Annotated in this window: 24 protein-coding genes and 1 riboswitch; of the genes, 18 read left to right on the forward strand and 6 right to left on the reverse strand. The window is 67.5% G+C overall.

Features of this window, described 5'->3' with window-relative positions:
- Positions 1–8 precede the first annotated feature (8 nt).
- Positions 9–668 carry a YkoF family thiamine/hydroxymethylpyrimidine-binding protein gene (locus ACR81A_RS01295; RefSeq protein WP_337248972.1) on the reverse strand — a complete coding sequence of 220 codons (660 nt, stop codon included), beginning with the start codon at positions 666–668 and terminating at the stop codon, positions 9–11.
- Between the two features lie 55 nt (positions 669–723).
- Positions 724–834, forward strand: a riboswitch (TPP riboswitch).
- A 30-nt stretch (positions 835–864) separates the two neighbouring features.
- Here ACR81A_RS01295 and ACR81A_RS01300 point away from each other — a divergent pair.
- The 3 genes from ACR81A_RS01300 to ACR81A_RS01310 are packed head-to-tail and all read left to right on the forward strand — an operon-like array spanning position 865 to position 3,544.
- The gene (locus tag ACR81A_RS01300; protein WP_440312335.1) at positions 865–1,935 is read left to right on the forward strand and encodes an ABC transporter substrate-binding protein; all 1,071 of its coding nucleotides are present in this window, start codon (positions 865–867) and stop codon (positions 1,933–1,935) included.
- A complete protein-coding gene (locus ACR81A_RS01305; protein ID WP_337248971.1) occupies positions 1,932–2,774 on the forward strand; it encodes an ABC transporter permease in 843 nt (280 codons plus the stop codon). Before ACR81A_RS01300 ends, ACR81A_RS01305 begins: the two co-directional genes overlap by 4 nt.
- Positions 2,771–3,544: an ATP-binding cassette domain-containing protein gene (locus ACR81A_RS01310; RefSeq protein ID WP_202382433.1), complete on the forward strand. Its 774-nt coding sequence runs from the start codon at positions 2,771–2,773 to the stop codon at positions 3,542–3,544. Before ACR81A_RS01305 ends, ACR81A_RS01310 begins: the two co-directional genes overlap by 4 nt.
- 11 nt (positions 3,545–3,555) lie before the next feature.
- On the opposite strand, the gene ACR81A_RS01315 is transcribed toward ACR81A_RS01310, so the two are convergent.
- Positions 3,556–3,906 (reverse strand): DUF4229 domain-containing protein, encoded by a 351-nt coding sequence (locus tag ACR81A_RS01315; protein WP_337248970.1) that lies wholly within the window; start codon positions 3,904–3,906, stop codon positions 3,556–3,558.
- A 94-nt stretch (positions 3,907–4,000) separates the two neighbouring features.
- Here ACR81A_RS01315 and ACR81A_RS01320 point away from each other — a divergent pair, with 94 nt between their 5' ends.
- The 3 genes from ACR81A_RS01320 to ACR81A_RS01330 are packed head-to-tail and all read left to right on the forward strand — an operon-like array spanning position 4,001 to position 7,211.
- Complete coding sequence (locus ACR81A_RS01320; RefSeq protein ID WP_440312336.1) at positions 4,001–4,438, forward strand: PLDc N-terminal domain-containing protein; 438 nt, start codon at positions 4,001–4,003, stop codon at positions 4,436–4,438.
- Positions 4,435–6,279, forward strand: a complete 1,845-nt coding sequence (menD, locus tag ACR81A_RS01325; protein ID WP_440312337.1) for a 2-succinyl-5-enolpyruvyl-6-hydroxy-3-cyclohexene-1-carboxylic-acid synthase — start codon at positions 4,435–4,437, stop codon at positions 6,277–6,279. Before ACR81A_RS01320 ends, menD begins: the two co-directional genes overlap by 4 nt.
- A gap of 59 nt (positions 6,280–6,338) precedes the next feature.
- On the forward strand, positions 6,339–7,211 hold the full coding sequence (locus tag ACR81A_RS01330) for a PPK2 family polyphosphate kinase (RefSeq protein ID WP_440312338.1): 873 nt from the start codon (positions 6,339–6,341) through the stop codon (positions 7,209–7,211).
- 29 nt (positions 7,212–7,240) lie between these two features.
- On the opposite strand, the gene ACR81A_RS01335 is transcribed toward ACR81A_RS01330, so the two are convergent.
- Complete coding sequence (locus tag ACR81A_RS01335; protein WP_440312339.1) at positions 7,241–8,563, reverse strand: isochorismate synthase; 1,323 nt, start codon at positions 8,561–8,563, stop codon at positions 7,241–7,243.
- 91 nt (positions 8,564–8,654) lie between these two features.
- On the opposite strand from ACR81A_RS01335, the gene ubiE reads away from it, so the two are divergent.
- From ubiE to ACR81A_RS01350, 3 genes are all read left to right on the forward strand, one after another.
- Positions 8,655–9,614 (forward strand): bifunctional demethylmenaquinone methyltransferase/2-methoxy-6-polyprenyl-1,4-benzoquinol methylase UbiE, encoded by a 960-nt coding sequence (gene ubiE, locus ACR81A_RS01340; protein ID WP_337248968.1) that lies wholly within the window; start codon positions 8,655–8,657, stop codon positions 9,612–9,614.
- A 41-nt stretch (positions 9,615–9,655) separates the two neighbouring features.
- Positions 9,656–10,669: a polyprenyl synthetase family protein gene (locus ACR81A_RS01345; protein ID WP_202382613.1), complete on the forward strand. Its 1,014-nt coding sequence runs from the start codon at positions 9,656–9,658 to the stop codon at positions 10,667–10,669.
- An 87-nt stretch (positions 10,670–10,756) separates the two neighbouring features.
- The gene (locus ACR81A_RS01350) at positions 10,757–12,130 is read left to right on the forward strand and encodes a pyridine nucleotide-disulfide oxidoreductase (protein ID WP_440312340.1); all 1,374 of its coding nucleotides are present in this window, start codon (positions 10,757–10,759) and stop codon (positions 12,128–12,130) included.
- Here ACR81A_RS01350 and ACR81A_RS01355 read toward each other — a convergent pair.
- A complete protein-coding gene (locus tag ACR81A_RS01355) occupies positions 12,127–13,050 on the reverse strand; it encodes a LysR family transcriptional regulator (protein WP_440312341.1) in 924 nt (307 codons plus the stop codon). The two genes, ACR81A_RS01350 and ACR81A_RS01355, sit on opposite strands and share 4 nt — an antisense overlap.
- 82 nt (positions 13,051–13,132) lie before the next feature.
- On the opposite strand from ACR81A_RS01355, the gene ACR81A_RS01360 reads away from it, so the two are divergent.
- Complete coding sequence (locus ACR81A_RS01360; protein WP_202382426.1) at positions 13,133–14,170, forward strand: YeiH family protein; 1,038 nt, start codon at positions 13,133–13,135, stop codon at positions 14,168–14,170.
- 13 nt (positions 14,171–14,183) lie between these two features.
- Here the strand turns inward: ACR81A_RS01360 and ACR81A_RS01365 are convergent, their stop codons facing one another.
- Both ACR81A_RS01365 and ACR81A_RS01370 read right to left on the reverse strand, forming a co-directional pair.
- Positions 14,184–14,996 carry a Sir2 family NAD-dependent protein deacetylase gene (locus ACR81A_RS01365; RefSeq protein ID WP_440312342.1) on the reverse strand — a complete coding sequence of 271 codons (813 nt, stop codon included), beginning with the start codon at positions 14,994–14,996 and terminating at the stop codon, positions 14,184–14,186.
- A 39-nt stretch (positions 14,997–15,035) separates the two neighbouring features.
- Positions 15,036–16,661, reverse strand: a complete 1,626-nt coding sequence (locus ACR81A_RS01370; RefSeq protein WP_440312343.1) for a PucR family transcriptional regulator — start codon at positions 16,659–16,661, stop codon at positions 15,036–15,038.
- 82 nt (positions 16,662–16,743) lie between these two features.
- Between ACR81A_RS01370 and lysA the strand changes: the two genes are divergently transcribed.
- From lysA to ACR81A_RS01410, 8 genes are all read left to right on the forward strand, one after another.
- Positions 16,744–18,054 carry a diaminopimelate decarboxylase gene (lysA, locus tag ACR81A_RS01375; protein WP_440312344.1) on the forward strand — a complete coding sequence of 437 codons (1,311 nt, stop codon included), beginning with the start codon at positions 16,744–16,746 and terminating at the stop codon, positions 18,052–18,054.
- Positions 18,055–18,104: 50 nt separating this feature from the next.
- Positions 18,105–19,031, forward strand: a complete 927-nt coding sequence (locus tag ACR81A_RS01380; RefSeq protein ID WP_202382422.1) for an ABC transporter substrate-binding protein — start codon at positions 18,105–18,107, stop codon at positions 19,029–19,031.
- 4 nt (positions 19,032–19,035) lie between these two features.
- Positions 19,036–20,019 carry an ABC transporter permease subunit gene (locus ACR81A_RS01385; RefSeq protein WP_202382421.1) on the forward strand — a complete coding sequence of 328 codons (984 nt, stop codon included), beginning with the start codon at positions 19,036–19,038 and terminating at the stop codon, positions 20,017–20,019.
- Positions 20,016–20,816, forward strand: coding sequence for an amino acid ABC transporter ATP-binding protein (locus tag ACR81A_RS01390; protein WP_440312345.1), 801 nt, complete (start codon positions 20,016–20,018; stop codon positions 20,814–20,816). The genes ACR81A_RS01385 and ACR81A_RS01390 overlap by 4 nt, the downstream gene beginning before the upstream one ends.
- A gap of 62 nt (positions 20,817–20,878) precedes the next feature.
- Entirely contained in the window at positions 20,879–21,433 is a 555-nt protein-coding gene (pyrE, locus tag ACR81A_RS01395) for an orotate phosphoribosyltransferase (RefSeq protein WP_202382420.1), read from the forward strand.
- 332 nt (positions 21,434–21,765) lie between these two features.
- The gene (locus ACR81A_RS01400; protein WP_202382419.1) at positions 21,766–22,263 is read left to right on the forward strand and encodes an Atu1372/SO_1960 family protein; all 498 of its coding nucleotides are present in this window, start codon (positions 21,766–21,768) and stop codon (positions 22,261–22,263) included.
- 26 nt (positions 22,264–22,289) lie between these two features.
- Positions 22,290–23,444, forward strand: a complete 1,155-nt coding sequence (locus ACR81A_RS01405; RefSeq protein WP_440312346.1) for an ABC transporter substrate-binding protein — start codon at positions 22,290–22,292, stop codon at positions 23,442–23,444.
- A gap of 70 nt (positions 23,445–23,514) precedes the next feature.
- Complete coding sequence (locus tag ACR81A_RS01410) at positions 23,515–24,420, forward strand: branched-chain amino acid ABC transporter permease (protein ID WP_202382417.1); 906 nt, start codon at positions 23,515–23,517, stop codon at positions 24,418–24,420.
- Position 24,421: the final 1 nt, after the last annotated feature.

Raw genomic sequence — 24,421 nt, forward strand, 5'->3', positions numbered from 1 at the left:
GCGCCGGCTCAGTCGGCGATCTGCGTGGGGCTGTTCAGTGACACGGTGAGGTGGGTGGTGACGTGCTGCACGACACCACCCACCCCGATCCAGCCGTTCGCCGCGGTTTGCAGCACGGCGGCGAGATCGCCGTCGAGGCGGGTGGCGAAGTGGTCCGATCCCGAGTAGATTCCTGCGGTCTTCGCGTCCTCGATGGCGGCGTATATCGGTGACATGTGGTCACCCTCGCTGCCCCCGTCGAGCAGGGGATAGAGCGACCAGTGTGCGCGGGCGCGCACCCCAGCCGGGGCGAGCGATACGGGGGCCGCGCCGAGCGCGGGCACGCCGGCGGGGAGCGCGCAGGCGAGTTCCCCCGGGCAGCCGCGTGAGAGCAGGATCGCGGCGGAGATGTGCGCACCGCTCGCCGCCGCAGCGCCGATCACGTCGCGCAGAAACTCGAGCACGCGCTGCTCGGTGCCACCGACGAAGGTCGAGATGTCGTTCGTCTCGAGTGTGAGGCCCGTGCGGTCGGCCTGCTCGAGCGCGCCGAGGATGATCCGCACGTAGTCGGAGTCGTACACGGAGAGCGTGAAGCGGGCGCCCACCCCGTACTGCTGCGGGGTCATGTCGGGCCCGACGGCCGGGGTCTGAGGGGATGCGGAGTCTGCGGTGTCGCTTGCGTGGGTCACGGCACCCACCATAGAAGATTCCGGCCCAATTCCGCGATCCGGAATTCTGCTACGGTGTTGAGCACACGGGAGTCCGGTAGGCCGGGCTGAGAGGAAGGTCATCAACCTTCGACCGTCGAACCTGATCTGGATCATGCCAGCGCAGGGAGACACTCTTTTCACACCCGTGCCCATCAATGAATGAAAGGGCACGCTTTTGCGTCACCATACCCACTCACGTCCACCCGCACGTCGTCTCTTCGCCGCCGCTGCGGTCCTCGCGACGGGCGCGCTCGCGCTCGTTGGCTGTGCCGCTCCCGCGGGATTGCAGAGCGCCGACTCCACGGCAGCGGGGCAGGGCACCGCGCACGTGAGCTTCGCGCTCGATTGGGCGCCGAACACGAACCACATTGGCGTGTACGTGGCCGAGGCGGAGGGCTTCTTCGCCGACGCCGGCCTCGACGTCGAAATTCTGCCCTACGGGTCGACCCCCTCGAGCCAGCTCGTCTCCGCCGGCGAGGCCGACTTTGGCATCGGTGGGCAGTCAGGCGTGCAGATGGCGCGCACTTCAGGCCTTGACGTGGTGTCCGTCTACCGCGTCACGCAGACCGACACTGGCCGCCTCGTGGTGCTCGGCTCTCGCGATGACCTCACCCGTCCGAAGGATCTCGACGGCCTCGTGTTCGGTGGCTTTGGCGCCCCGCTCTTCGGCGCGCTCGCGAAGACCACGATCCAGGGTGACGGCGGGGCAGGCAACTTTGAGGAGGTCGTGCTCGACACCGGCGCGTATGAGGCGCTCTCGCAGGGGCGCATCGACTTCACTCTCTCTGTCTCAACGTGGGAAAACCTCCAGATGGAGATCGACGGCCACCCGTATCGCGCCTGGCGCTACCAGGACTTCGGCGTGCCCGAGCAGCAGTCCACCGGCATCATCTCGAGCGACGCGTACCTCGCAGCGCACCCGACGGAGGCGCGCGCGTTCGTTGAGGCGGTTGCGCGCGGCTACGCGTTTGCCGCAGAGCACCCGGAGGAGGCCGCCGACATCCTGATCGCGGCGAATCCAGACACCCTCGGCACCGCCGAGGAGCTCGTGCGCCGCAGCGCGAAACTCATGGCGGAGGATGGCTACCTCGTGGCGAAGGGGCATGACATCGGCGAGGTGAACCCGGAAGCCTGGGCAGAGTTCGGCGCCTTCCTCTTCGACGGCGGCTTCCTCACGGACTCCGAGGGCAAACCCGTCACCGAGGAACCCGACTGGACCGAGTACTACACCGAGCTCCGCGGGTGAGCGGCGTGGGGGCCGCAGCGCCGCGCACCGCGGTGACTGGCGGTGCGGGGAACGCCGCCAGTCACACGGTGGGCCGAGCGCTCGCGCGGGTGCTGCCGCCCGTCGCGGCCTTCGCGCTGCTGCTCGTGATCTGGCAGACCGCCACGACGGCGGGTCTCGTGCCACCCGACATGCTGCCGGCCCCCACACGCATTCTCGAATCCGGACTCGCTGAACGCGACGCGCTGCTGCGCCACACCCTCACCACGGTGACGGCGACGCTCACGGGCTTCACGCTCTCCGTCGCGGTGGCGTTCCTCGCGGCGACGCTGCTCGACTTCTCCCCGCTCCTCCGCAGTGCGATTCTCCCGCTCCTCGTGGTGAGCCAGACCCTGCCACTCATCGCCCTTGCGCCGCTCGTGGTGCTCTGGTTCGGCTTCGGTCTGCTCCCGAAGGTGCTGCTTGTCGCGTTCGTCACCTTCTTCCCCATGGTGGTTGGGCTGCTGCGCGGCTTCGCTGAGGCCGATCCCGATGCGGAGGTGCTGCTTCGCTCGATGGGGGCGGGCCGCTGGCAGCTGTTTCGCTTCGTGCGCCTCCCCGCGGGCATCCCATCCTTCTTCTCTGCCCTGCGCATTTCCATCACCTACGCCGTGGTGGGCACCATCTTTGCCGAGTACGCGGGGGCGGTCGCGGGGCTTGGGGTCTACATGCAGTCGGCGAAGCACGTGTTCCGCACGGATCTCGTGCTTGCGGCGGTCACGGTGTCCTCGCTCGTCACGCTCGCGCTGTTCGGCCTCGTGATCCTCATCGAGCGGGTCTCGGTGCCCTGGCTGCGCATCGAGCAGGGACGCGCACGGTGAGCGGGGCGGGCAGCGCACTCGAGCTGATTGGGATCGCGAAGGCGTTTGGCGAGCACCCCGTGCTCGCAGACATCTCGCTGCGTGTGAGTGCCGGCGAGATCGTCTCGCTCGTGGGCGCGAGCGGCTCGGGGAAGTCGACGCTGCTCGCACTGCTCACGGGCGCGCTGCGCGCCGACACGGGCGAGATTCGCTACGGCGGCGCTCGCATCGATCCCGCCGAGATGGGCCTCGATCGTCCCTTCGCGTTCATGCCGCAGCGCGATGTGCTGCTGCCGTGGCGGCGCGTGCTCGACAACGCGTGCATCGGGCTCGAGGTCGCCGGGGCGCAGAAGCGTGCGGCGCGCGATCGTGCGGCCGCGCTCTTCGCGCCGTTCGGGCTCGCCGGTACAGAGGAGCGCTACCCGCGGCAGCTTTCCGGCGGCATGCGCCAGCGCGTCTCGTTTCTCCGCACCGTGGTGCAGGGGAAGCCCGTGCTGTTGCTCGACGAGCCGTTTGGTGCGCTCGACGCGATCACCCGGGATGAGCTGCAGCGTTGGCTCCTCGACATCTGGGCCGAGCACGGCTGGAGCATCCTGCTCATCACGCACGACATTCGCGAGGCTGTGCGGCTGAGCGACCGGGTGCTCGTGCTCCCACAGCGCGCCGGGGCGATTGCGGGGGAGGTGTCGGTCTCGCGCGACATCCCGCGGGGCGACGGCTTCCTGCTCGATGGGCGGGTGCCCCGGCTTGAGGCTCGCCTGCACGAGCACATGGCGGCCGCCCGCGCCTAGCGCTTGGTTGGCTACAGCTGCGTGGGCTTCGCGTCGGTGTGTGCGGTCTCAGCGTCCACTGCCTCGGCGCTCACCGTTTCAGCGGCTGCTGCCGCGGTGCCCTGCGTCTCGGCGTCCATCGCCTCGTCCTCGACGATGCTGTCTGCCGTGCGCTCGCGGTTGCGCCAGTCGTAAATACTCTCGGACGCGGTGTCACGCGGCTTCGAGAGGAAAATGATGGACAGCGAGACCCCGATGAGGGCTGCGAAGATTGCCGCAAGCCACGGCTTGATGCCCATCAGGAAGAACACCGCGAACGGGGCTGCGAAAAAGAGCAGTCGCAGCACGATGTACACAATCCAGGCGGTCCGGGGGTTCTTCACGGCGACGAGTCTACCCGGCGTAACTGCGGCGATCCTGAGCCGAGGGGCCGCGAGCGCCCAGCCCAGTGTGATGTGGTGCGAGTACCATAGGGGCATGGTGCGATTCGGGATTATCGGTATCGTCATCGCGGTGGCCTTCACGCTGTATTCGCTGGTCGACGCGGCGATGACGGACGGCGCGCGAGCCCGCGGCGTTGCGAAACCCGTGTGGGTGGTGCTCATCGTCGTGCTTCCCGTGATCGGCGGCATCCTCTGGTTTGTCATCGGCAAGGGAGACACCCCCGCGGTGCGGCCCGCCGCGCCAGATGATGACCCCCGGTTCAGCGGCACCAACATGTCATCGGGCTACCTCGATGCGCACATGCGTGATCTTGAGGCGCGCCTGCGAGAGCTCGACGAAGAGACCTTCCCCGGCGAGCAGCCGGGCCCCGCTGCAGGCGAGGCCGAGCGCCCAGCACGCGACGAGAACCGGCGCGATGAGAATCGGCGCGACGGCGGCACGCAGGCCGACGGCGACGCGTCGCAGCCGTGAGCCAGGCTGACGCTCCCGCGGCTCCCGCACCGGCCTCGATCTTCGCGGTTGAGCTGCTCGGCGAGCTGATTCGCCTCGGGGTGCGCGACGTCGTGGTGTGCCCCGGCTCCCGCTCGCAGGCGCTCGCGCTCGCCGCAGCGGCGGCCGAGCGCGTCGGTGCGATTCGCCTGCACGTGCGCGTCGACGAGCGCTCCGCGGCATTCTTCGCGCTCGGCATCGCGCGCGAGACCGGCGTGCCAGCTCCCGTTATCGTGACGAGCGGAACGGCCGTCGCAAACCTCTTGCCCGCGGCACTTGAGGCGCACGCCGGGCGAGTGCCGATGCTGCTGCTCACCGCGGACCGCCCCACTGAGCTGCGCGGCATTCGCAGCAACCAGACCACCGAGCAGGCAGGATTGTTTGGCCCGGCCGCTCGGCTCAGCCTGGATGTGCCCGCGCCCGCGCTCGGAGCAGACGGCGATCTCGTGCGCACGGATGCGACCGACCCGCAGACGCTCGCCGTGCGTGCGATCTCTGCGGCGACCGGCTTCCTCGGCGCAGCGCCGGCGGGCCCCGTACAGCTCAACCTGGCGTTCCGCGAACCGCTCTCAGGAGTCGCCGGATTCGAGACGATGATCGACCGCGGCTTCGAGGCGGCCGCGGCCGAAGCAGCGGAGATTCGAGAGAACGACGCGCTCGGCATTGCGAGCACGGCAGCGCAGGCGGTTCCGGGTGGGCTCCGCAGCCACGCGGGCTTCACCGACGACGAGCAGTACATCCACTCCGGCGATGCCTACACGGTCGTTCTCGCTGGTGCCGACGCTGGCCCCGACGCTGAGGTGTTCGCCCGCGCGATCGGTGCTCCCCTCCTCGCGGAGGTCGTGAGCGGCGCGCGCTACGGGCGGGAAGCAATTGCCGCCTACGCCACGTTGCTTGAGCACCCCGAAATCGGCGGGCTCGTTGAGCGGGCCGTGGTGTTCGGGCACCCCACGCTCACGCGGCAGGCGAACGCGCTGCTGCGACGCGACGCCGTCGAGGTGATTGTCGTCGACCCGCACGCGGGCCCCGGCGTTGAGCACGTGAATCCTGGCCGCCGCGCAACGGTCGTGCGTGCGGCGCGTGCCGCCGCCGACCACGATCCCGCGCTGCTGCACCGCTGGCTGGGCGCGTGGGTGGTGGCCGACCGCGAGCTGCAGCGCGAGCGCACCACGGTGCACGCGCCGAACCTGTCCGCGGCCACCGCGCCCGGGTACAAGGAACGCAACGCGTACGCGCGCTCGGAGGTCGCAACGATGCGCGAGGCGGTGAGCCGCGAGCTCCTCGCCGAGAGCGTGTGGCGCGGCTCCTGGCCGCACGATCGTCTGGTTCTCGCCGCCTCCCGTCTGGTGCGTGTGCTCGACGGCCTCGCCCCGGGGCGCAAGCTCGGCGTGCACGCGAACCGCGGGCTTGCGGGCATCGACGGCACCGTCGCCACCGCGCTCGGCATCGCCGCCGCGAGCCAGGCGGACCCCGAGAGCTCGGCCGCCGCGGGAGTGACTCGCGTACTCATCGGCGATCTCGCCCTGCTGCACGACGCCGGGTCGCTCCTCCTGCCGCAGACGGAGCGCGCCGTGCGCATTCAGCTGTTCGTGGGCAACGACGGCGGCGGGACGATCTTTGATGGGCTTGAGGTTGCGGACGCCGCGGCCGCAGACGCGTTCGACCGTGTGATGCTCACGCCGCACTCGGTGTCGCTCGAAGCCCTCGCCGCCGCGTACGGCTGGGAGTATCGCCGGGTGGAGACGCGCAGCGAGCTCGAGCGCCTGCTCACGGAGCCGGTCACCGGCCCCGGCATCGTCGAGGTGCCGCTCGCGCGGAAATAATCTCGTGCGCCGCGGCGCGCTCAGGCCCTACAGTGGGGAACACTGACGGGGGAGGGCCGATGGGCACGCAGTTCTGGAACGACGATGTAGCGCAGCTCTTGCGAGTGCGCGAGGGCTTCGAGCTGCGCGGGATCGACCCCGCCGCAACACCGGGCACGGCGGCGACGAAGAAGGCCGGTCAAACCGAGCTCGCCGCCTCCGCCCAGGAGTTCCGTGAACTGCAGGAGCAGCTCTTTGCGCAGAGCCGCGTGGGCGCGCGCGAGCGTGTGCTCGTCGTGCTGCAGGCCATGGACGCCGCGGGCAAGGGCGGAATCGTGAACCATGTGTTCTCGCAGATTGAGCCCTACGGTTTGTCGCTCGCTGCGTTCAAAGCGCCCACCGAAGAGGAGCGCGCACACGACTTCCTCTGGCGCATCGAGCCGCGCGTGCCCGAGCCCGGCGTGATTGGCGTGTTCGACCGCTCGCACTACGAGGACGTGCTGATCCAGCGGGTGCGCGAGTTCGCGCCGCCCGCCGAGATCGAGCGCCGCTACGGTGCGATCGCCGACTTCGAGCAGCGCCTTGCCGACGACGGGGTGCGGATCGTGAAGATCATGCTGCATGTGTCACCCGAGGAGCAGGCTGAGCGTCTCGCCGATCGGCTTGCGGACCCCGCGAAGCACTGGAAGTACAATCCCGGGGACGTCGACGAGCGCGTGCTGTGGGACGAGTACATGTCCGCGTTCCAGATCGCGATCGACCGCACGCACGCGGCCCACGCGCCCTGGTACGTCGTGCCGGCGAATGCGAAGTGGTACGCCCGCGCGGCAGTGCAGCGAATCGTCATCTCCGAGCTTGCGGCGCTGCAGCCTGCGTGGCCCGCGGCAGACTTCGACGTTGTGGAGGAGCAGGCGCGGCTCGAAGCGACGCGCGGCCTGACTTGGCCGAGCTGAACTGACGGAGCTGAGCTCGCCGGGTGGGCTCAGCGCGCGAAGGCCTCGGTGATCGGCCGGAACTTCGATACGGTCTCACCAAACTCGTGATCGGGATCGGACCCCACCACGATGCCGCCGCCCGCGCTCGCGGTGAGCGTGCGTTCGCCCGTCTCAGGATCCGCCGCGCCGAGCTGTGCGCAGCGCAGGGCGATGACCCACTCGCCGTCGCCCGCGGCGTCGATCCAGCCCACGGCCCCTGAGTAGCGCCCGCGGTCGAACGGCTCGAGTTCGGCGATCGCGGCGACCGCGTCGGCGGTGGGCGTGCCGGCCACCGCCGCGGTGGGGTGCAGGGCTCCCACGAGCTCAATCGCGGAGCTGCGCTCGCCGAGGCTTGCGCCGAGGTCGGTGGCGAGGTGCCACACATTGGGCAGCTGCAGCGGGAACGGCTCCTCGCTGGTGCGCAGTTCGGTGACGAACGGGGCGAGCGCGGTGACCACGCTCTGCACGGCGAACGCGTGCTCGTGCTGTTCCTTGGCGCTCGTCAGGAGTTCGTCACGAGCCTGGGCGTCGCGCGCACCGTTCTCAGCGTGCCGAGCACGGGTGCCCGCGAGCACGCGCGCCGACACCGCGCCCGCGGTGGAGCGGATGAGCGTCTCTGGGCTCGCCCCCACCATGCCGTCGACCGCGAAGGTCCAGCAGTCGAGGTACCGTTCCGCGAGGCGTGCGAGCGGCACACGGAGATCCGCTCCCGCGGGTAGCTGCCCCTCGATCTGGCGGGCGAGGACGATCTTTTCCGCGTCGCCGGCCTCGATGCGACGCACGGCTTCGGTGACGCCGGTGAGGTAGGCCGCGACGGGGTCGACCGCGTGAGCGGAGTCGTCGGTGCGCGGAGCGAGCTCCAGGCCGGGCCATGCGCCTGCAGGGGCTGCGGGCGGCAGCGTGAGATCCCGATCGAGAGACTCGTCGGTGCCTGCGTCTGGTGCGGGATCGCGGATGATCGAGGTCTCCGTGATCCACCACTGATCGCGGTGCTGCGCAATGAGCACCTCCGGCACAATGAGCACGCTCTCCGCGTCGCTCTCGTCGTCGAACGCGAAGGTACCGAGCGCCACGAGGCCGGAGCCCGGCATGCGCACGGGGTCATCGATCACGGCGTTGTCTGAGATCGCACGCCAGGCGCCAGCCGCCGCACGGAATCGGTTCGGGCCGTGGAAGCCGATGCGTAGGGTCTCACCCCGGCCGACGCAGCCGCGGTCGCCGCGCAGCCACACGAGCGGCGAATCGGGATCCGCGAGGTCGAGCAGTTCGGGTCGCTCCGCAAGGGGTCGGGTGATCGCGCGGAGGCGGGGCACAGCGGATTCACTCGTCACCCCATCAATCTACCCCTCCGCCCTGAGCAGGCCGTTCAGCGGGTCTGCGCGTGCCATCCGGCGCTCAGGCACAAGGAGATACGATGGTGGGGTGACTCGACCCGACACCGCGACCAAGCACGCCGCCGACGTCTCCTCGATGTTTGACGAGGTCTCGCCCCGCTATGACCTCATTAACGACGTCCTGACCGTGGGCAACGACCGGCTCTGGCGCATTGCGACGACGAAAGCCGTTGGCCCGCGCAAGGGCATGCGCATCCTTGATCTTGCAGCCGGGACCGGCACGTCGTCCGCCGCGCTCGCAGCGCACGGCGCCAACGTGGTGGCCGCGGACTTCTCGGAGGGCATGCTCGCCGAGGGCCGGAAGCGCCACGCGGATAACGCGCTCATCGAGTTCGTACACGCTGACGCCACCGCGCTGCCGTTCGAGGACAACAGCTTTGATGCCGCCACGATCTCGTACGGGCTGCGCAACGTGAGCGATCCGCGTGCCGCGCTCGCCGAGATGCGCCGCGTCGTGAAGCCGGGTGGCCGCGTGGTCATTGCGGAGTTCTCGACGCCCCCCTCGGCCGTGATCCGGGGTCCGTACGCGTTCTACGGCCGCCACGTGCTGCCGCGCATCGCCGGTGCGATCAACCGCGAGGCCGCCGCCGCGTACCAGTACCTCAACGAGTCGATTGAAGAGTGGCCGGATCAGGAAGCGCTGGCCGGGTGGCTGCGCGAGGCCGGCTTTGAGCGAGTCGCCTACCGCAACCTCACCTTTGGCATCGTCGCGCTGCACCGTGGCTTTGTTCCGCGCGAGGCGCCAGCCGCGCCGAAGCCGGCTGCCGCGAAGAAGCCTGCCGCGAAGAAACCCGCGGCGAAGAAGCCTGCAGCGGCGAAGAAACCCGCTGCGGCCAAGAAGCCGGCGGCTGCCTCCACCGCGAAGCAGTCCGAGGCGAAGAAGCCGGCGGCCAAGAAGCCCGCAGCGAAAACGTCGCCCGCGGCAAAGTCCGCGCCCGCGACGAAACCGACATCCGCTAAGACCGAGGCCTCCGGAGGCGAGCAGTGAACCGTCCTATCGCAGAAGACACCGCCACCCAGGCGCTGCCGATGCGGTTGTTCCGCGGTGCGCAGGATCGCCGCCACGCGAAGCAGCTGCAGGATCAGCTCGAGCTGATCGAGGCTGAGCTGATGGAACACCTGCGCTTCGCCTCCCCGGTCGCGGACGCGCCGGCCCGCTACCTGATGAGCGCGGGCGGTAAGCGGATCCGACCGATGCTCACGCTCCTCACGAGCGAGCTGGGCACCGGCCCCAACGAGCTGGTGCGCCGTGCCGCGCAGGCGGTCGAGATGACCCATCTCGCCTCGCTCTACCACGACGATGTGATGGACGACGCGAAGCTGCGCCGGGGCGTGCCCGCCGCGCAGACGGTGTGGTCGAACTCGGTGGCGATTCTCGCGGGCGATCTGCTGTTTGCGCGCGCGTCGTCGCTCGTCTCCGGCATGGGCGAGGAAGCGATCTTGCTGCAGGCGGAGACGTTCGAGCGTCTGTGCCTCGGCCAACTGCACGAGACCGTCGGCCCGCAGCCCGAGGACGAGCCGATCGCGCACTACATTCAGGTGCTTGCAGACAAGACGGGCGCCCTCATCGCGACCGCCGCGCGCATGGGCGTGATGTTCGGCGAGGCGCCGAAGGAGTACGCGGATCCGGTGACCGAGTACGGCGAGCGCATCGGCGTCGCGTTCCAGCTCATCGACGACGTGATTGACCTGTCGCCGCAGAAGGAGCAGACGGGCAAGCGCGCGGGCACCGACCTCCGCGCTGGCGTGGCCACCCTGCCGCTCTTGCTGCTGCAGCAGCGCGCGGCGGCGTCCGGCGGTGCAGACGCCGAGCTGCTCGCTCAGATCGAGGCGGGGGTGCGCGACATTGAAGCGGGAGCCGACGCGTCGGTGCTCGATTCCGCGGTCGTCGCGCTCCGCGCACACGAGGTGACCCGCGAGACCGAGGCGACGGCCCGCCGTTGGGCGGCTGAGGCCGTGACCGCGCTCGACCCGCTGCCGAAGTCGCCGGTGAAGCGCGCGCTCGAGCGGATGGCTGATTCGATCGTTTCCCGAGAGGGATAGCAGGGAGCGCTCCGTGCGGGGCACCCATAACTCAGTGAGACGCCCGGCGGATAATACCGTTCGCGGCAGACCGGAAGTAGGAATGCGATGAGCAAGATGCGGTTGGCAATCGTCGGGGCTGGACCCGCCGGGATTTACGCGGCGGACCTGATGCTGAAAGCGGAGCGCGACTTCGAGGTGGAGATCGACCTCTTCGAACAGCTGCCCGCGCCGTACGGGCTGGTCCGCTACGGCGTTTCCCCCGATCACCCGCGCATCAAGGGCATCATCAACGCGCTGCGCGACGTGCTCGACAGTGGCCAGATCCGCTACTTCGGTAACGTGCGCTATGGGCAGGACATCACGCTTGACGACCTCAAGCAGCACTACAACGCGGTGATCTTCTCGACCGGCGCGATCCGCGACGCCGGCCTGAACATCCCGGGTATCGACGCCGAGGCATCGTACGGCGCCGCCGATTTCGTGAGCTGGTTCGATGGGCACCCCGATGTGCCGCGCACCTGGCCGCTCGAGGCCGCATCGGTGGGTGTGATTGGCAACGGCAACGTCGCCCTCGACATCTCGCGCATGCTGATCAAGCACGCCGACGACCTGCTGCCCACCGAGATCCCGGACAATGTGTACCAGGGCCTCAAGAAGAACCCCATCGAGGAGCTGCACCTCTTCGGCCGCCGCGGCCCCAAGTACGTGAAGTTCACGCCGCTTGAGCTGCGCGAGCTCGGCGAGGTGCGCGACGTCGACATGGTGGTGGACGAGCGCGATTTCGATCTGCCTGACGCGTACGCCGATGAGGTGCTCGCGAAGAACAAGCAGGTCACCGTGATGACGCGTGTGATGGACAAGTGGCGTCAGGAGCAGCGCGAGCGCGAGGAGAGCGGGGAGCGCGCTTCCCGTCGGCTGCACATGCACTTCTGGTCGAAGCCCGTCGAGGTGGTTGTCGAGGACGGCCGCGTTGCAGGGCTGAAGATTGAGCGGACCGCGCCCGACGGCGAGGGCGGCGCGATCGACACGGGCGAGTTCGAGGTGATCCCGATGCAGTCGCTCTACCGCGCGATCGGCTACTTCGGTTCGCCGCTCGACGAGATCCCCTTCGACGACGCGAAGGGCGTGATCCCGAACAGCCAGGGGCGTGTGCAGGATCTCGAGGGCCAGCAGATCCCCGGCCTGTACGCGACCGGCTGGATCAAGCGCGGCCCGATCGGGCTCATCGGCCACACGAAGTCGGACGCCATGGAGACGCTCGAGTGCGTGATCGAGGATCAGGCATCCTGGTGGCAGCCCACCGTCGACGATAGCGAGGCTATCCCTGCCCTGCTGCACGAGCGCGAGGTGCCGTACACCACGATCGAGGGCTGGCATCGCCTGGACGAGCACGAGCTCGCCCTGGGCGAGGAAGCCGGTCGCACCCGCATCAAGGTGGTGCCGCGCGACGACATGACGCGCATCTCCCGCGCGGACTAGGCGGGTGCGGTCGCTCGCGCGGCGATCGCAACCAGCTCCCGGCGCGGGCCCGTGAGGTCCCGCCGGGTTCCGCGCCACACCGCGGTGAGGGGGCGCTCGAGCGGCTCGGGATCGAGACTGACCTCGACGATTCGCCCGAGGCGCACGTCGTCGCGCACACTCAGCTCGCTGAGCACCGCCGGGGCCACGCCCTGCGCCACCGCTGAACGCACGGCGGCTTCGGTGGCGAGTTCAAGGGCGGGCGTGGGCGCAGTGATCCCGAGCTGCTGTGAGACCGCGGCCTCGAATGCGGCACGAGTGCCGCTACCTGGCTCCCGCGTGACGAGGGGCACGGCAGCGACCTCGGCGAGTGCAACGCTGTCGCGGGTGGCCCACTCGTGTTGACCGCACACTGCGAGCACCATGCGGTCAACGCCGATGGGGGCGACCCCGAGCCCGTGGGGGAGCGCGGGGGTCTCAATGAAGCCGAGGTCGAGCTCTCCCGCGCGCACCGCCGCAATGATCTCGGCGCTGTTTGCCGTGCGCAGGGCGACGGAGGTGGCGTCGCGCCCGGCCGCGAGCTGCGCTCCGCGCAGTTCGATCAGCCAAGCCGGTAGCAGGTGCGCGGCGATCGTCTGGCTGGCACCGACCGAGAGGGCGCGTGCGGCGCCCCCGGCGAGGCTGGCGATGCCCTCGTCCAGGCGAGCCGCGGCGGTCAGCACCTCGCGTGCCCAAGCGAGGACGGCGTCGCCCGCGGGCGTAGCGGTGACGCCGGCGGGTGAGCGCTGCACCAGGTCGACGCCGACGCGCCGTTCCAGGCTGCGCAAGCGCGCAGACACCGCCTGTTGCGTGACGCCGAGCTCGCGACCGGCCGCGGAAATGCTGCCCGTGCGGAGCGCCGCTTCGAAGCAGCGGATGTCGATGAGATCGGGAGAGGCCACGCGGCAATGATACAAGCACCGCTTGGATCCCCCAACGAGTTGCCAGGTTCCGCTGCGCGCTGAGGTTCGAAACACTAGAGCCATGAAGGTTTCTCCGCTTCCCACCCTGCCCCAGCGCCTCGCCGCGCGGGGCGTCGAGGTGCTTCCCGGCGCGCTTGTCTGCGCCGCGGTCGCCGCCGTCGCCACCGTGATTGGAGGGTTCCTGCCCATTCTGGGCTCTGCGATCCCCGCGGTGCTGATCGGGGTGCTCATCGCACTCGTGCGGAAGCCGCACACGCGCCTGCAACCGGGCATCGGCTACGCGAGTAAGTTCGTGCTGCAGTGCGCGGTCGTGCTGCTGGGCGCGCAGCTCTCGCTCGCGAGCATCATCGAGGTGGGCGCCGAGTCGCTGCCGGTGATGCTCTCGTCACTGACCGTGTGTCTCCTGGGGGCGTGGCTGATCGGCCGTGCCATGGGGGTCGATCGCGATCTCCGCGTGCTCGTCGGCGTCGGCACTGGGATCTGTGGCGCCTCGGCGATTGCCGCGATCTCCCCCGTGATCCGCGCGAAAAGCGCCGATATCGCCTATGCGATCTCCACCGTCTTCCTCTTCAACATCCTCGCAGTGCTGCTGTTCCCAGCGCTCGGGCACGCGCTCGGTATGACCCCGCATGCGTTCGGCCTCTTCGCTGGAACCGCGGTGAACGACACGAGCTCGGTGGTCGCAGCCGCGAGCGTGTTCAGTGCCTCCGCGCTCGGCTTCGCAGTTGTGGTGAAGCTCGTCCGTACCCTCATGATCATCCCCATCAGCATCGGCCTCGCCGTGATGGATGGCCGTCGCACGGGGCAGGGAGAGCGATTCACGCTCGGCCGGATCCTGCGCCTAGTGCCCTGGTTCTTGGTCGGCTTCCTCGTGGTGGCCACGCTCACCTCGCTCGGCGCGGTGCCCGCGCCCGCGGCCGACGCGCTTACTCAAGTGAGTGTCTTCCTCGTAGCGATGGCGCTCGCCGGAATCGGAATGTCGACCGATCTGCGCGCAATCCGCGCGGCCGGGCTCAAGCCCCTCATCCTGGGCGGGATCCTGTCGCTGCTCGTGGCGAGCACCACGCTCGGTGTGATGGCGCTCACCGGCGCGTTCTAGTGGCCCGGCGCAGCTATGCGAGCAGCCCCGCGAGATCGGTGAGGGTCTCCGAAGTGCCGCCCTCAATGCGCACGCTCGCCCGTGAGTCGGCAGCCGTGGGACCCCGGTTGATCACGCCAACCGGGATTCCGCGGCGCTCGGCGCGGTGCAGCAGGCGGACGCCCGTGTTGACCGCCAGCGAGGTGCCAACGAGCAGGAGCGCGCTCGCCTCATTTACGAGCCGCTCGGCGTTCGCGAAGACCTTCGCCGGCACGACCTCGCCAAAATAGACGACATCGGGGCGCAGCTGGCCGCCGCACACGGGGCATTGTGGCACGCGCACACCGGCAAGGTCGCCCACCGCGGCGTCGCCATCGGGGCGCAGGGGAGCGTTCGCGTGTGCTTCGGCGTAGCCGGGGTTCGCCACGTCGAACCAGTGCAGCACTTCCGAGCGCGTCCACCGCGCGCCGCATTCCGTGCAGCGAATGGTGGAGCCGCTGCCGTGCAGCTCGACAACGGTGCGGGATCCGGCACGGCGGTGCAGGCCATCCACGTTCTGGGTGATGACTCCGTCGACGCGGCCGGCCGCTTCGAGGTCTGCGAGAACGCGGTGCCCCGCGTTCGGCTCAATTGCGCTCATCGGCCCTGATCCGACACGGGCGCCCGCCCAGAAGCGCTGACGGTAGGCGGGGTCCTCAGAGAACTGGGCGATACTCATGGGCGTGCGGGGCGGGGTTCCTGCGCCCCGGTAGTCGGGAATCCCAGAGTCCGTGCTGATGCCGGCACCCGTGAGCACCGCAACTGGCCCGTCGGCGAAAAGCCCCGCGAGATCTGCCACCTGATGCATGAGCGCCCCCTTTTCCTGCAGCCTACGTGTCCGATGAGGTCAACGCGATGGGCGCGTGGGTATTCCTTCCCCGCTGTGCAGCGCACGGAGTTGCAGCCAGACCGCGAGGAGATCATCGTCGGATCCCAACCGCAGCTCGTACCGCTCATCGATCTGGTGCAGTCGGTGGCGCACCGTGTTCTCGTGCACATCCAACGCGCGCGCCGTGCGCGCCACATTGCCGAGCGCAGCACACCATGCACGGAGCGTTGCGGCGAACGCGGGCTGCTCAGCGAAGAGGCGATCCAGCTCTGGGATGCGCAGTTCGGGTTCGACGGCGTACACCTCAGCCACCTGCTCGAACGTGAGGATCGCGCGAAGCAGCGGAACCGTGAGGACGCGCTCGGGCACGGCGTCCGAGTGCCGAGCCGCCGCCTCGATGAGTCGCCGACCGAGCTGGCGCAGCTGCGCAATCTCGCTCGATCGGTGCGTGACGCCGGGGAGGGCTACCCGCGTGCCCTCGCCGATGAGTCGATCCACGAGCGGGAGAAACGGGGCAACGAGCGGCTCCTCGCCGTACTGCGGGTCGCACGTGACGAGTGCGTAGACGAGGTCGCCGCGCACCACGGTCACGGCCTCGGGGCGGTGGAGCGCGAAGTGGCGCTGCACGATCGAGCGAAGCTGGGCGAGCGTCATGGGGTGTGGTTCACCGGGCGGGGCGAAAATCACGAGGGCTGCGCCCCGCTCCTCGGAGAGCCCGAGCTCCGCAAGCTCGGTACCGGTCACCTCAGTACCGTCGAGTAGCGTGCGCAGCCGGTCCTCCCGCGGCAGCTGCGTCGCATTTCGGGCGCGGAGATCGTCGAGCATGTGCGCGGCTGCGACCGCGGCGGCGGCGTGCAGTTTGGTCTCTTGCTCGTGTGAGAGCGTCTCGGGGTCACCCGTTGGATTGATGACCCAGATAGTGCCGAGTGGCATCGCGCCGGCACGGACCGCGATCGCAGCGCGCGGCTCCTCATCATCGAGTTGCGGGTACCCGATCGGGTGGTCCGCGCGAAGCACCGAGCGGTACTGATCCTCATTGAATGGCGACTCAGGCACTCGCCGGGTCAGGATTCCTTGGGTGCGTAGGCTGTCGATCACCTGGCCGGGCACCGAGGAGTACGCCACGATCCGGCGCTCGAGATCCTCTATGGCTGCGGAGCCGCCAAAGAACTCGGCAAGCTCGTTCGCCAACGCGAAGAGCGGCTCAGGTCCGCGGTCGCCCTGGGCATTGTCGCTGTAGCGATGCTCACCGAGCAGCCGAGACAGCAGCGCGTCGAAGAGCCGCCAGCTCACCCGTTCTTCCACACGCAGGATCGGCAGGCCGGTGGACCGTGCCACCTGGGCAACCGCTTCCGCATCCTCTTCTTTGCACTTGAGCGCGAGGCCGGCGGCCCTCCCCTCGGCCGCGCTGCGCGCCAGGCGTTCAACATCCGCGGGAGCGAGGCCGGTCGCGGAGGGCAGCAGGAGCAGGAGCCCGGGCTCGGGGAGCGACTCGTCGAGCGCATCGTAGAGCTCCGCGCCCGACACCGGGCGTGCCGAGTCGAGGGGGCCAAGCACCGAGACCGCATCAGGCCCAATGCCGCGAATGAGCTCACCGATCGGCATGCTCACTGGAATCGAACTTGGAGAAATCGCTTCAGCCACATGTTCAATCTAATGTATTACTCCAAAAAATGGGGAGAAAAACTCCCCTAGGGTGAGTGAGCAACGAACCAAAGGAGCAGCGATGGAGAAGGTCACGACGAGCGCCCAGCCGGCACCGGAGAACACCCGGATCGGCGAATTGTGGGACGTGCTGCCCGAGGAATCGAGCGTCACCGACGACGGGGTGCTCGCTATCGGAGGGGTGCCGATCACGGAGCTCGCCGCGCAGTACGGCACGCCGCTCCACGTGTTCGACGAGACCGGCCTCCGCCGCCAGATCCGCCGCTTCATCGACGGCCTGGCCGAGCGCTGGCCCAACTCCGAGGTGCTGTTCGCCTCCAAGTCGCTGCCGATCGTTGGCATGTATCGCCTCGCAGCGGAAGAGGGACTGTCGGTTGATATCGCCGGTGGCGGTGAACTGCAGCTCGCGCTCGCCGCAGGCGTTGATCCCGCGAAGCTCCACTTCCACGGAAATGCGAAGTCCGACGCCGAGCTCGAGATGGCCCTCACTGCTGGGATCGGCGCAATCATCGTCGACAACGAAGACGAGCTCGACCGGCTCGAGCGCCTCCTCACCCGCCCCCAGGCGCTCCTGCTTCGAGTGATCCCCGGTGTGGACGCGGAGACCCACGCATCGCAGGCCACCGGCGGCGACCGTTCGAAGTTCGGCCTGCCGATGGACCAGGCGCTGCGCGCCATCGAGCGGATGCGCGCGCACCCGCTCATGGAGTTCGAGGGCGTGCACCTGCACATTGGCTCCCAGATCCTCAACACCCGCCAGTTCGCTGAGGCAGTCGCGAAGATCTCGACGGCCGGAGACTTCGCGACCTACGACGTGGGCGGCGGCCTCGGGGTGAAGTACACCTACGACGAGCAAGCTCCCGAGGTCGGCGAATACCTGGACGCGATTGTTGCCGCGGCGCGCGAGCACCTCCCAGAGGGGGCGCGGCTGCTCATTGAGCCCGGCCGCTCCATCGTCGCCCGCGCCGGCGTCACCGTCTACGACGTGCTCTCGGTCAAGCACACGGGCGACACGTTTGTTGCGGTGAACGGCGGCATGGCAGACACCCTTGACGTCGCGCTTACCGATCAGCGCTTCGAAGCGGTGCTCGCCAATCGCGTAACGGAGCCGTGGACGGAGACCGTGCAGCTGGTGGGTCGTCAGTGCGAGTCGGGCGATCTGCTGATCGATGGCGCCGAGATGCCGGCCGCTCGCGTCGGCGATCTCGTAGTCATGGCCACGACGGGCGCGTACTCCTACACCCTCTCGAACAACTACAACGGCGCGCTGCGCCCGGCGATCGTCTTCGTGAAGGACGGCGAGAGCCGCTTGGTCGCTCGCCGTGAGACGTACGAAGACCTGCTCCGCCTGCACGAGCCAGCCATCGGCTAGCGTGCACGCTCCGCTCTGACACATCACCCTCCAACGACGAAGGAATCAAGATGAAAAAGGCACCGATCACTCTGCTGGCTGTCGCAGCCGCGTTCGCGCTCACGCTGAGCGGCTGCGCGGGGAGCGGCGGCGGGGACAACTCCTCCGCTGCCGCTGGCCCGGCGGAGCTTCCGCAGGGCGACGAGATCAGCACGACAGCCGACCCCAAGCTGACCGAACTGCTCCCCGAGGACATTACGAAGGCGGGCAAGATCAACGTCGCCGTCGATATCCCGTTCCCGCCCATGGCGATGTACGACGACAACAACCGAGCGATCGGGTTTGATCCTGAGCTCGCTCGCTTGCTCGGTCAGAAGCTCGGTATCGACGTGTCTCTCAACAAGCAGGCCTTTGACTCCGTGATTCCCTCGCTGCAGGCCGGCAAGAACGACATCATCATGAGCGGCATGAACGACACCGAGGAGCGCGAGGCGACACTGAGCTTCGTCGCCTACACGCACGGTGGCTTTGCGATCGCGGTGAAGTCGGGCAATCCGAAAAAGATCACCACCCAGCAAGACCTCTGTGGCAAGACGGTGTCCGTGCAGAAGGCGACCATTCAGGGTGAACTGCTGCGCGCGATGGACTGCGGCATTACCGTGATGGAGCTGCCGAGCGATCTGGACGCTCAGACTGCTCTCCGCGCAGGCAAGAGCGACGCCTACTCGGCGGATGCGGTGGTCACCGAGTACGTTGTGGCGACAACGGACGACGGCAAGGCGTTTGACATCGTGCGAGATCCGGAGAACCCGGCCGGTTTCAACCCTGTGTACTCAGGGATTGGGATCCTGAAGGGCGACACCGAGCTCGTTGAAGCCGTCAAGCAGGCCTTGCAGGCGCTGATTGACGACGGCAGCTACGCCAAGGTCCTCGAGCGGAATCACATCGGCGCGTACGCCGTCGAGTCCGCAGAGGTCAACCAGGCGACGGCGAAGTAGCCCGGTGTCTGACACAGTGCTCGCCGAGCGCACCGACTCGCAGCTCGGCAATGATGACGACGTCGTCGCGATCCCGCTCCGGAGGCCGTGGCGTTGGATCAGTGCCCTGGTGGTGGTCGCGCTTGTCGCCTCGTTTGTGGTTGTCGTCGCAACGAACCCGAACCTTGATTTCGCGGCGGTCGGGCAGTTCCTGTTCGACCCCCGGATTCTTGACGGTGTCGGCCTCACGATCTTCATCACGGTGATCTCGATGGTGGTCTCGACCCTGCTTTCCGTCATCATCGCCGCCATGCGGCTGTCGAGCAATCCCGTGCTGTCGGGTGTCGCATGGTTCTATGTCTGGGCGTTCCGGGGCACTCCGGTGCTCGTGCAGATTGTCCTGTGGGGATACCTTGGTCTGTTGTTCGACCAGATTCGCTTGGGGATCCCGCTCACCGACATCGTCTTCTGGCAGATCGACACGAACACGCTCGTGACGCCGCTCGTCGCTGGTCTCCTGGCACTGACGCTGAATCAAGCGGCGTACTCGTCCGAGATCGTCCGCGCCGGCATGATGTCGGTCGATGAGGGGCAGCGTGAGGCCGCGTACTCCCTCGGTATGTCGCCGCTCTACACTTTCCGCCGGGTGCTCTTGCCGCAGGCGATGCGGGTGATCATTCCGCCGATGGGCAACGAGCTGATCTCGATGCTCAAGAGCACGTCGTTGCTCTCGGTGATCGCGGTGCTCGAGCTGTATACGCAGGCCTCGATGATCTCTGCCGCAAACCTGAAGCAGGTCGAGCTGCTCATCGTGGTGAGCGCGTGGTACCTCTTCATGACGACCGTGCTCTCGATCCCGCAGTACTACCTGGAGCGTCGTTTCGGGCGTGGGAGTTCGCGATCGCTGCCGCCCACTCCGTTCCAGCGGCTGAGAGCTGCGCTGGATCGCCGCAAGCCGGGCCCCGAGCCGGCGCCCGCCACACGAGCAACTGAGGTGATCGGAGCATGAGCATGCAGATGACGAACGCAGTCACGACGCCCACCGCAGATGATTTGGTGCAGATCCGGCGGGTGCGCAAGAGTTTCGGCGCCCATCAGGTGCTTCGCGATGTATCGCTCGCGGTGCCCGCCGGAACCGTCACCGTGTTGCTGGGGCCGTCGGGTTCAGGAAAATCGACACTCTTGCGATGCGTCAATCACTTGGAAACGATTGACGGCGGCAGAATCATTGTTGACGGTGAGCTCATCGGCTACCGACAGGCTGGGCGGAAGACCCACGAGATGACGCCGCGGCAGATCGCGCAGCAGCGCCGAGGAATCGGCATGGTGTTCCAGCGCTTCAACCTCTTCCCGCACATGACCGCGCTCGAGAACATTACTGAGGCTCCGGTCGGCGTTATGCGCCGCGGCAAGGGCCCCTCGAAGGCACGGGGGATGGAGCTGCTCGATCGCGTTGGGCTCGCGGACTTTGCCGGACACTTTCCAGCGCAGCTCTCAGGTGGACAGCAGCAGCGCGTGGCGATCGCGCGGGCGCTCGCCATGGAACCGAAGCTCATGTTGTTCGACGAGCCGACCTCGGCACTCGATCCCGAGCTGGTTGGCGACGTGCTTGACGTGATGCGAGAGCTTGCTCGTGACGGCATGACAATGATCGTGGTGACGCACGAGATCGGCTTTGCCAGGGGAGTGGCTGATCAGGTCGTCTTCATGGATGGTGGCGTCGTCGTTGAGGCTGGCCCGCCTGAGCAGGTCATCGGAAATCCGGAACGGCAGCGTACGCGCAGCTTCCTCGAGAGCGTGGCGTAGCGGTGGGGCCGGGGCGTGCTCAGGGGGAGCCGTCCCGGCAACCGCCCACTAGAATTGGCGGTATGACGACCGCGCGCGAACAGCTCATCGACCTCATCACCAGCGAGGCCGTGTTTCACGGCGACTTCACGCTGACCAGTGGCAAGAAGGCTACCTACTACATCGATCTGCGGAAGCTGAGCCTGGATCACCGTGCAGCACCGCTGATCGGCCAGGTCATGCTGGATCTGATCGCCGATGTTGACGGTGTGGTTGCGGTTGGTGGTCTCACGATGGGCGCCGATCCGATCGCCTCCGCGATCATGCACCAGGGTGTCGCGCGCGGCGAGGTGTACGACTCCTTCGTGGTGCGTAAGGCGCCGAAGGATCACGGCCGTGGCCGCCAGGTTGAGGGCCCGGACCTGCAGGGCAAGCGCGTCATCGTGGTCGAGGACACGTCCACGACGGGCGGCTCCCCGCTGCAGGCCATCGAGGCGCTCGAAAAGGTCGGCGCGGAGATCGCTGCAGTCGCCGTGGTGGTCGACCGCCAGGCGCCCGCCAAGGAGCGCATCGAGGCTGCGGGCTACGAGTACCGCTACGCGATCGGCCTCGAAGACCTGGGGCTCCTGCCTCAGTAACGTGATCGCTCCGTCTGCGCGGAGCGAGAGAAACGGGTGTGGCCCGGACGAATTCGTCCGGGCCACACCCGTTTCTGCTTCTCGGAACATCGAAACTTTCGCGGCGTTGCAATGGCACATGGTTCATAACGCTGGACGTGTGCCCCCATCAGGGGTTTTGTGGCGCCCACTTGTAGCTGTGCTCCAAGTTCACTGCGTGATCTTTGTGTCAATCCCACGCTTCTCTCTGGCGAACTTTCGCTGATAGCATCATCGTCAGTCGGTCATTTGGTCAGACCAAGTTCTCGCCACGACCGGCTCCACAGTTGAAGAGATTTATGAAGGAGATAATGGTGTCTGTTTCGTTTGAAGCCCGTGTCGCTGAGCTCGGTCTCGATATTCCCGACTACAGCCAGGGCGGCTACCACGGGACCTACTACGGCTCGATGAAGGCGTTCCACAAGACAGGGAATCTGCTGTTCCTGTCCGGCCACGTCGAGGACGCGCTGGGAAAGAACGGCCAGCCAATTCACGCTGGCAAGCTCGGCGCAGACGTGACGATCGAGGAGGGGTACCAGGCTGCCCGCCGCACCGCGCTCAACTGCCTCGGCACGATGCGCCTGGCACTCGGTTCGCTTGACAAGGTCAAGTGCCTGGTCAACTCGCTGAACTTCGTGGTGGCGGCCCCCGATTTCGTTGACGTCAACCTCGTTTCCTCGGGAGCGACGGACCTCTTCCGCGACGTGTTCGGCGAGGAGTTTGGCCTCGGCGGTCGTGCCACGATCGGTGTGACGTCTCTCGCTGCGAACCACTGCTTCGAGAACTGGATGACGATCGAGACGATCGACTGATCGTTCGACCAGAGGACGTGAGGATCATGAGCTACAGGAGACGCGCCGCACTGGCGCTGACCGCGGGCGCAGCGCTGATCGCGCTGAGCGCCTGCTCGTCGGGAGATTCCGGCACAGGGGGAGAAGGGGGCGCCGACGGGGCGATCCCGATCGGGTACACCGCAACGCTGTCTGGAGACTTCGCGAGCTACGGGCTCGAGATGCGTGAGGGCATTGACCTGGCCATCTCTGAGATCAACGCCGACGGGGGCGTCCTGGGCCGTGACCTCACGACCGAGGTCGTTGATGACGAAGGGAAGCCGGCCAATGGGCCGGTGATCGCCCAGGAGATGTGCGACAACTCTGAGATCCCGGCGGTACTGGGGTTCAGTTTCTCGAGCGTCGCACTCTCCGGGCTCCCGATCTACACGCAGTGCGGGCTGCCGATCGTGGCGGCGGCGGTTACGTCACCCGAACTGAGCGGCGCGAGCGACATTTTCTTCCGCACCGTGTTCACCGACGCCTACCAGGGTGCTGAGGCCGCAAGCTTCATCTCCGAACACCGGGGAGTGAAGAAGATCGCGATCCTGTACCAGCAGGATGACTATGGCAAGGGAGTGGCTGACTCCTTCACCGAAGCGTTTGAAGCCGCCGGCGGAACTGTCACCAGTTCTCAGGCCTACCAGCTGGGTACAGTGAACTTCGGGAGCACGGTTGATGCGGCCCTGAAGGACCAGCCGGATGCGGTGTTCATTGGCGGTTTCTATACGGAGGCCGGCAAGATCGTCAACCAGGTTCGTGACGCTGGCTCTGACCTTCCCATTTTCGCCTCAGACGGGGCGGCGAGTCCGCTCTTCCTTGACCTCGCAGGGGCGAACGCCGAGGGCGTCGAGGTTTACGCCGCATTCTCGGCGAGCGACCCGCGGCCAGAGTCGGCGAAGTTCGTCGAAGCGTTCCAGGCTCAGTACAACAAGGATCCGAGCTCATGGGCGGCCCTTGCATACGACGCGACATACATCGCGGCCGAGGGCATCACTGAAGCGGGAAGCACGGATCGAGCAGCGGTCGCAGACGCGATTCGCAAGACCGACGGCTACGCGGGGGCGTCAGGCACGATCAGCTTCGATGACGAAGGCAACCGTGTCGGGGAGCTGACCTTCCAGCGCGTTGAGGACGGAAAGTTCGTTGTGATTACGGAGTAGTTGTCTGTGGGGCGCCTGGCGGCGCCCCACAGACGCTGCTCCTCCTCACCACAGAATACGGAGACATGTGATGCAGGAAATCATCAATGGACTTGCCGTCGGCGGCATCTACGGCCTGCTTGCCGTCGCCTTTAGCGTTGTATACGGTGTGCTCGGCATGGTGAACTTCGCCTTCGGCGAGATCTTCATGTTTGGGGCCTTTGGAGCTCTCGTTGCGGGTCAGACGAACAGCATGATTGCTGGACAGTCAGTCGAGAGCGCAGCGCTGCCCGCGTGGCTAGCGATCCTGATCGGCGTGATTGTGGGGTCGCTCATCGGGTGGCTGATCGAGCGGATCGCGTATCGACCGCTGAGAAGCGCGCCGATCTTGTCGATGCTCATCACGGCAATTGCGGTATCAATGCTGCTCAGAGCGATTGCGACCTTCCTTTTCGGAGCCGCTCAGGTGCCGGTCCAACGACCGGATTTGGGCCCGCCCCTTACGATCTTGGGCGCGAGGGTCCAACCAATCGATGCCGTTGTGCTCGCGGTTGCCGTGCTCGTTACGCTGGCGTTCTGGGCTGTCATTCGCTTCACGCCAATCGGACGCGCGATTCGAGCCACCGCCGAGGACAAGGACGCAGCTCGGCTGATGGGCATTGGTGTCGACCGAGTCATCTCCACGACCTTCGTGCTGGGCTCCGCGATGGCCGCGATTGCGGGTCTGCTGTATTCGCAGCGCTACGGCTTCGCCGCGGCAACAATGGGGTTCTTGCCTGGCCTGAAAGCACTGGTTGCGGCCGTGCTGGGTGGGATCGGGAGCATTCCAGGTGCCTTTGTCGGAGGCCTCGTCCTCGGCGTCAGCGAAGAGCTTGCCGCCGCATACGTTCCCCAGGGATCCGCGTACCGAGATGTCATCGCGTTTGGGATCCTCGTGATCATCCTGTGGCTCCGCCCGCAGGGCCTGCTCGGCCGTCGTGAGGTGCAAAAGGTCTAAC

The organism is Leucobacter chromiireducens, from assembly GCF_051993095.1.
GTDB lineage: Bacteria > Actinomycetota > Actinomycetes > Actinomycetales > Microbacteriaceae > Leucobacter > Leucobacter chromiireducens.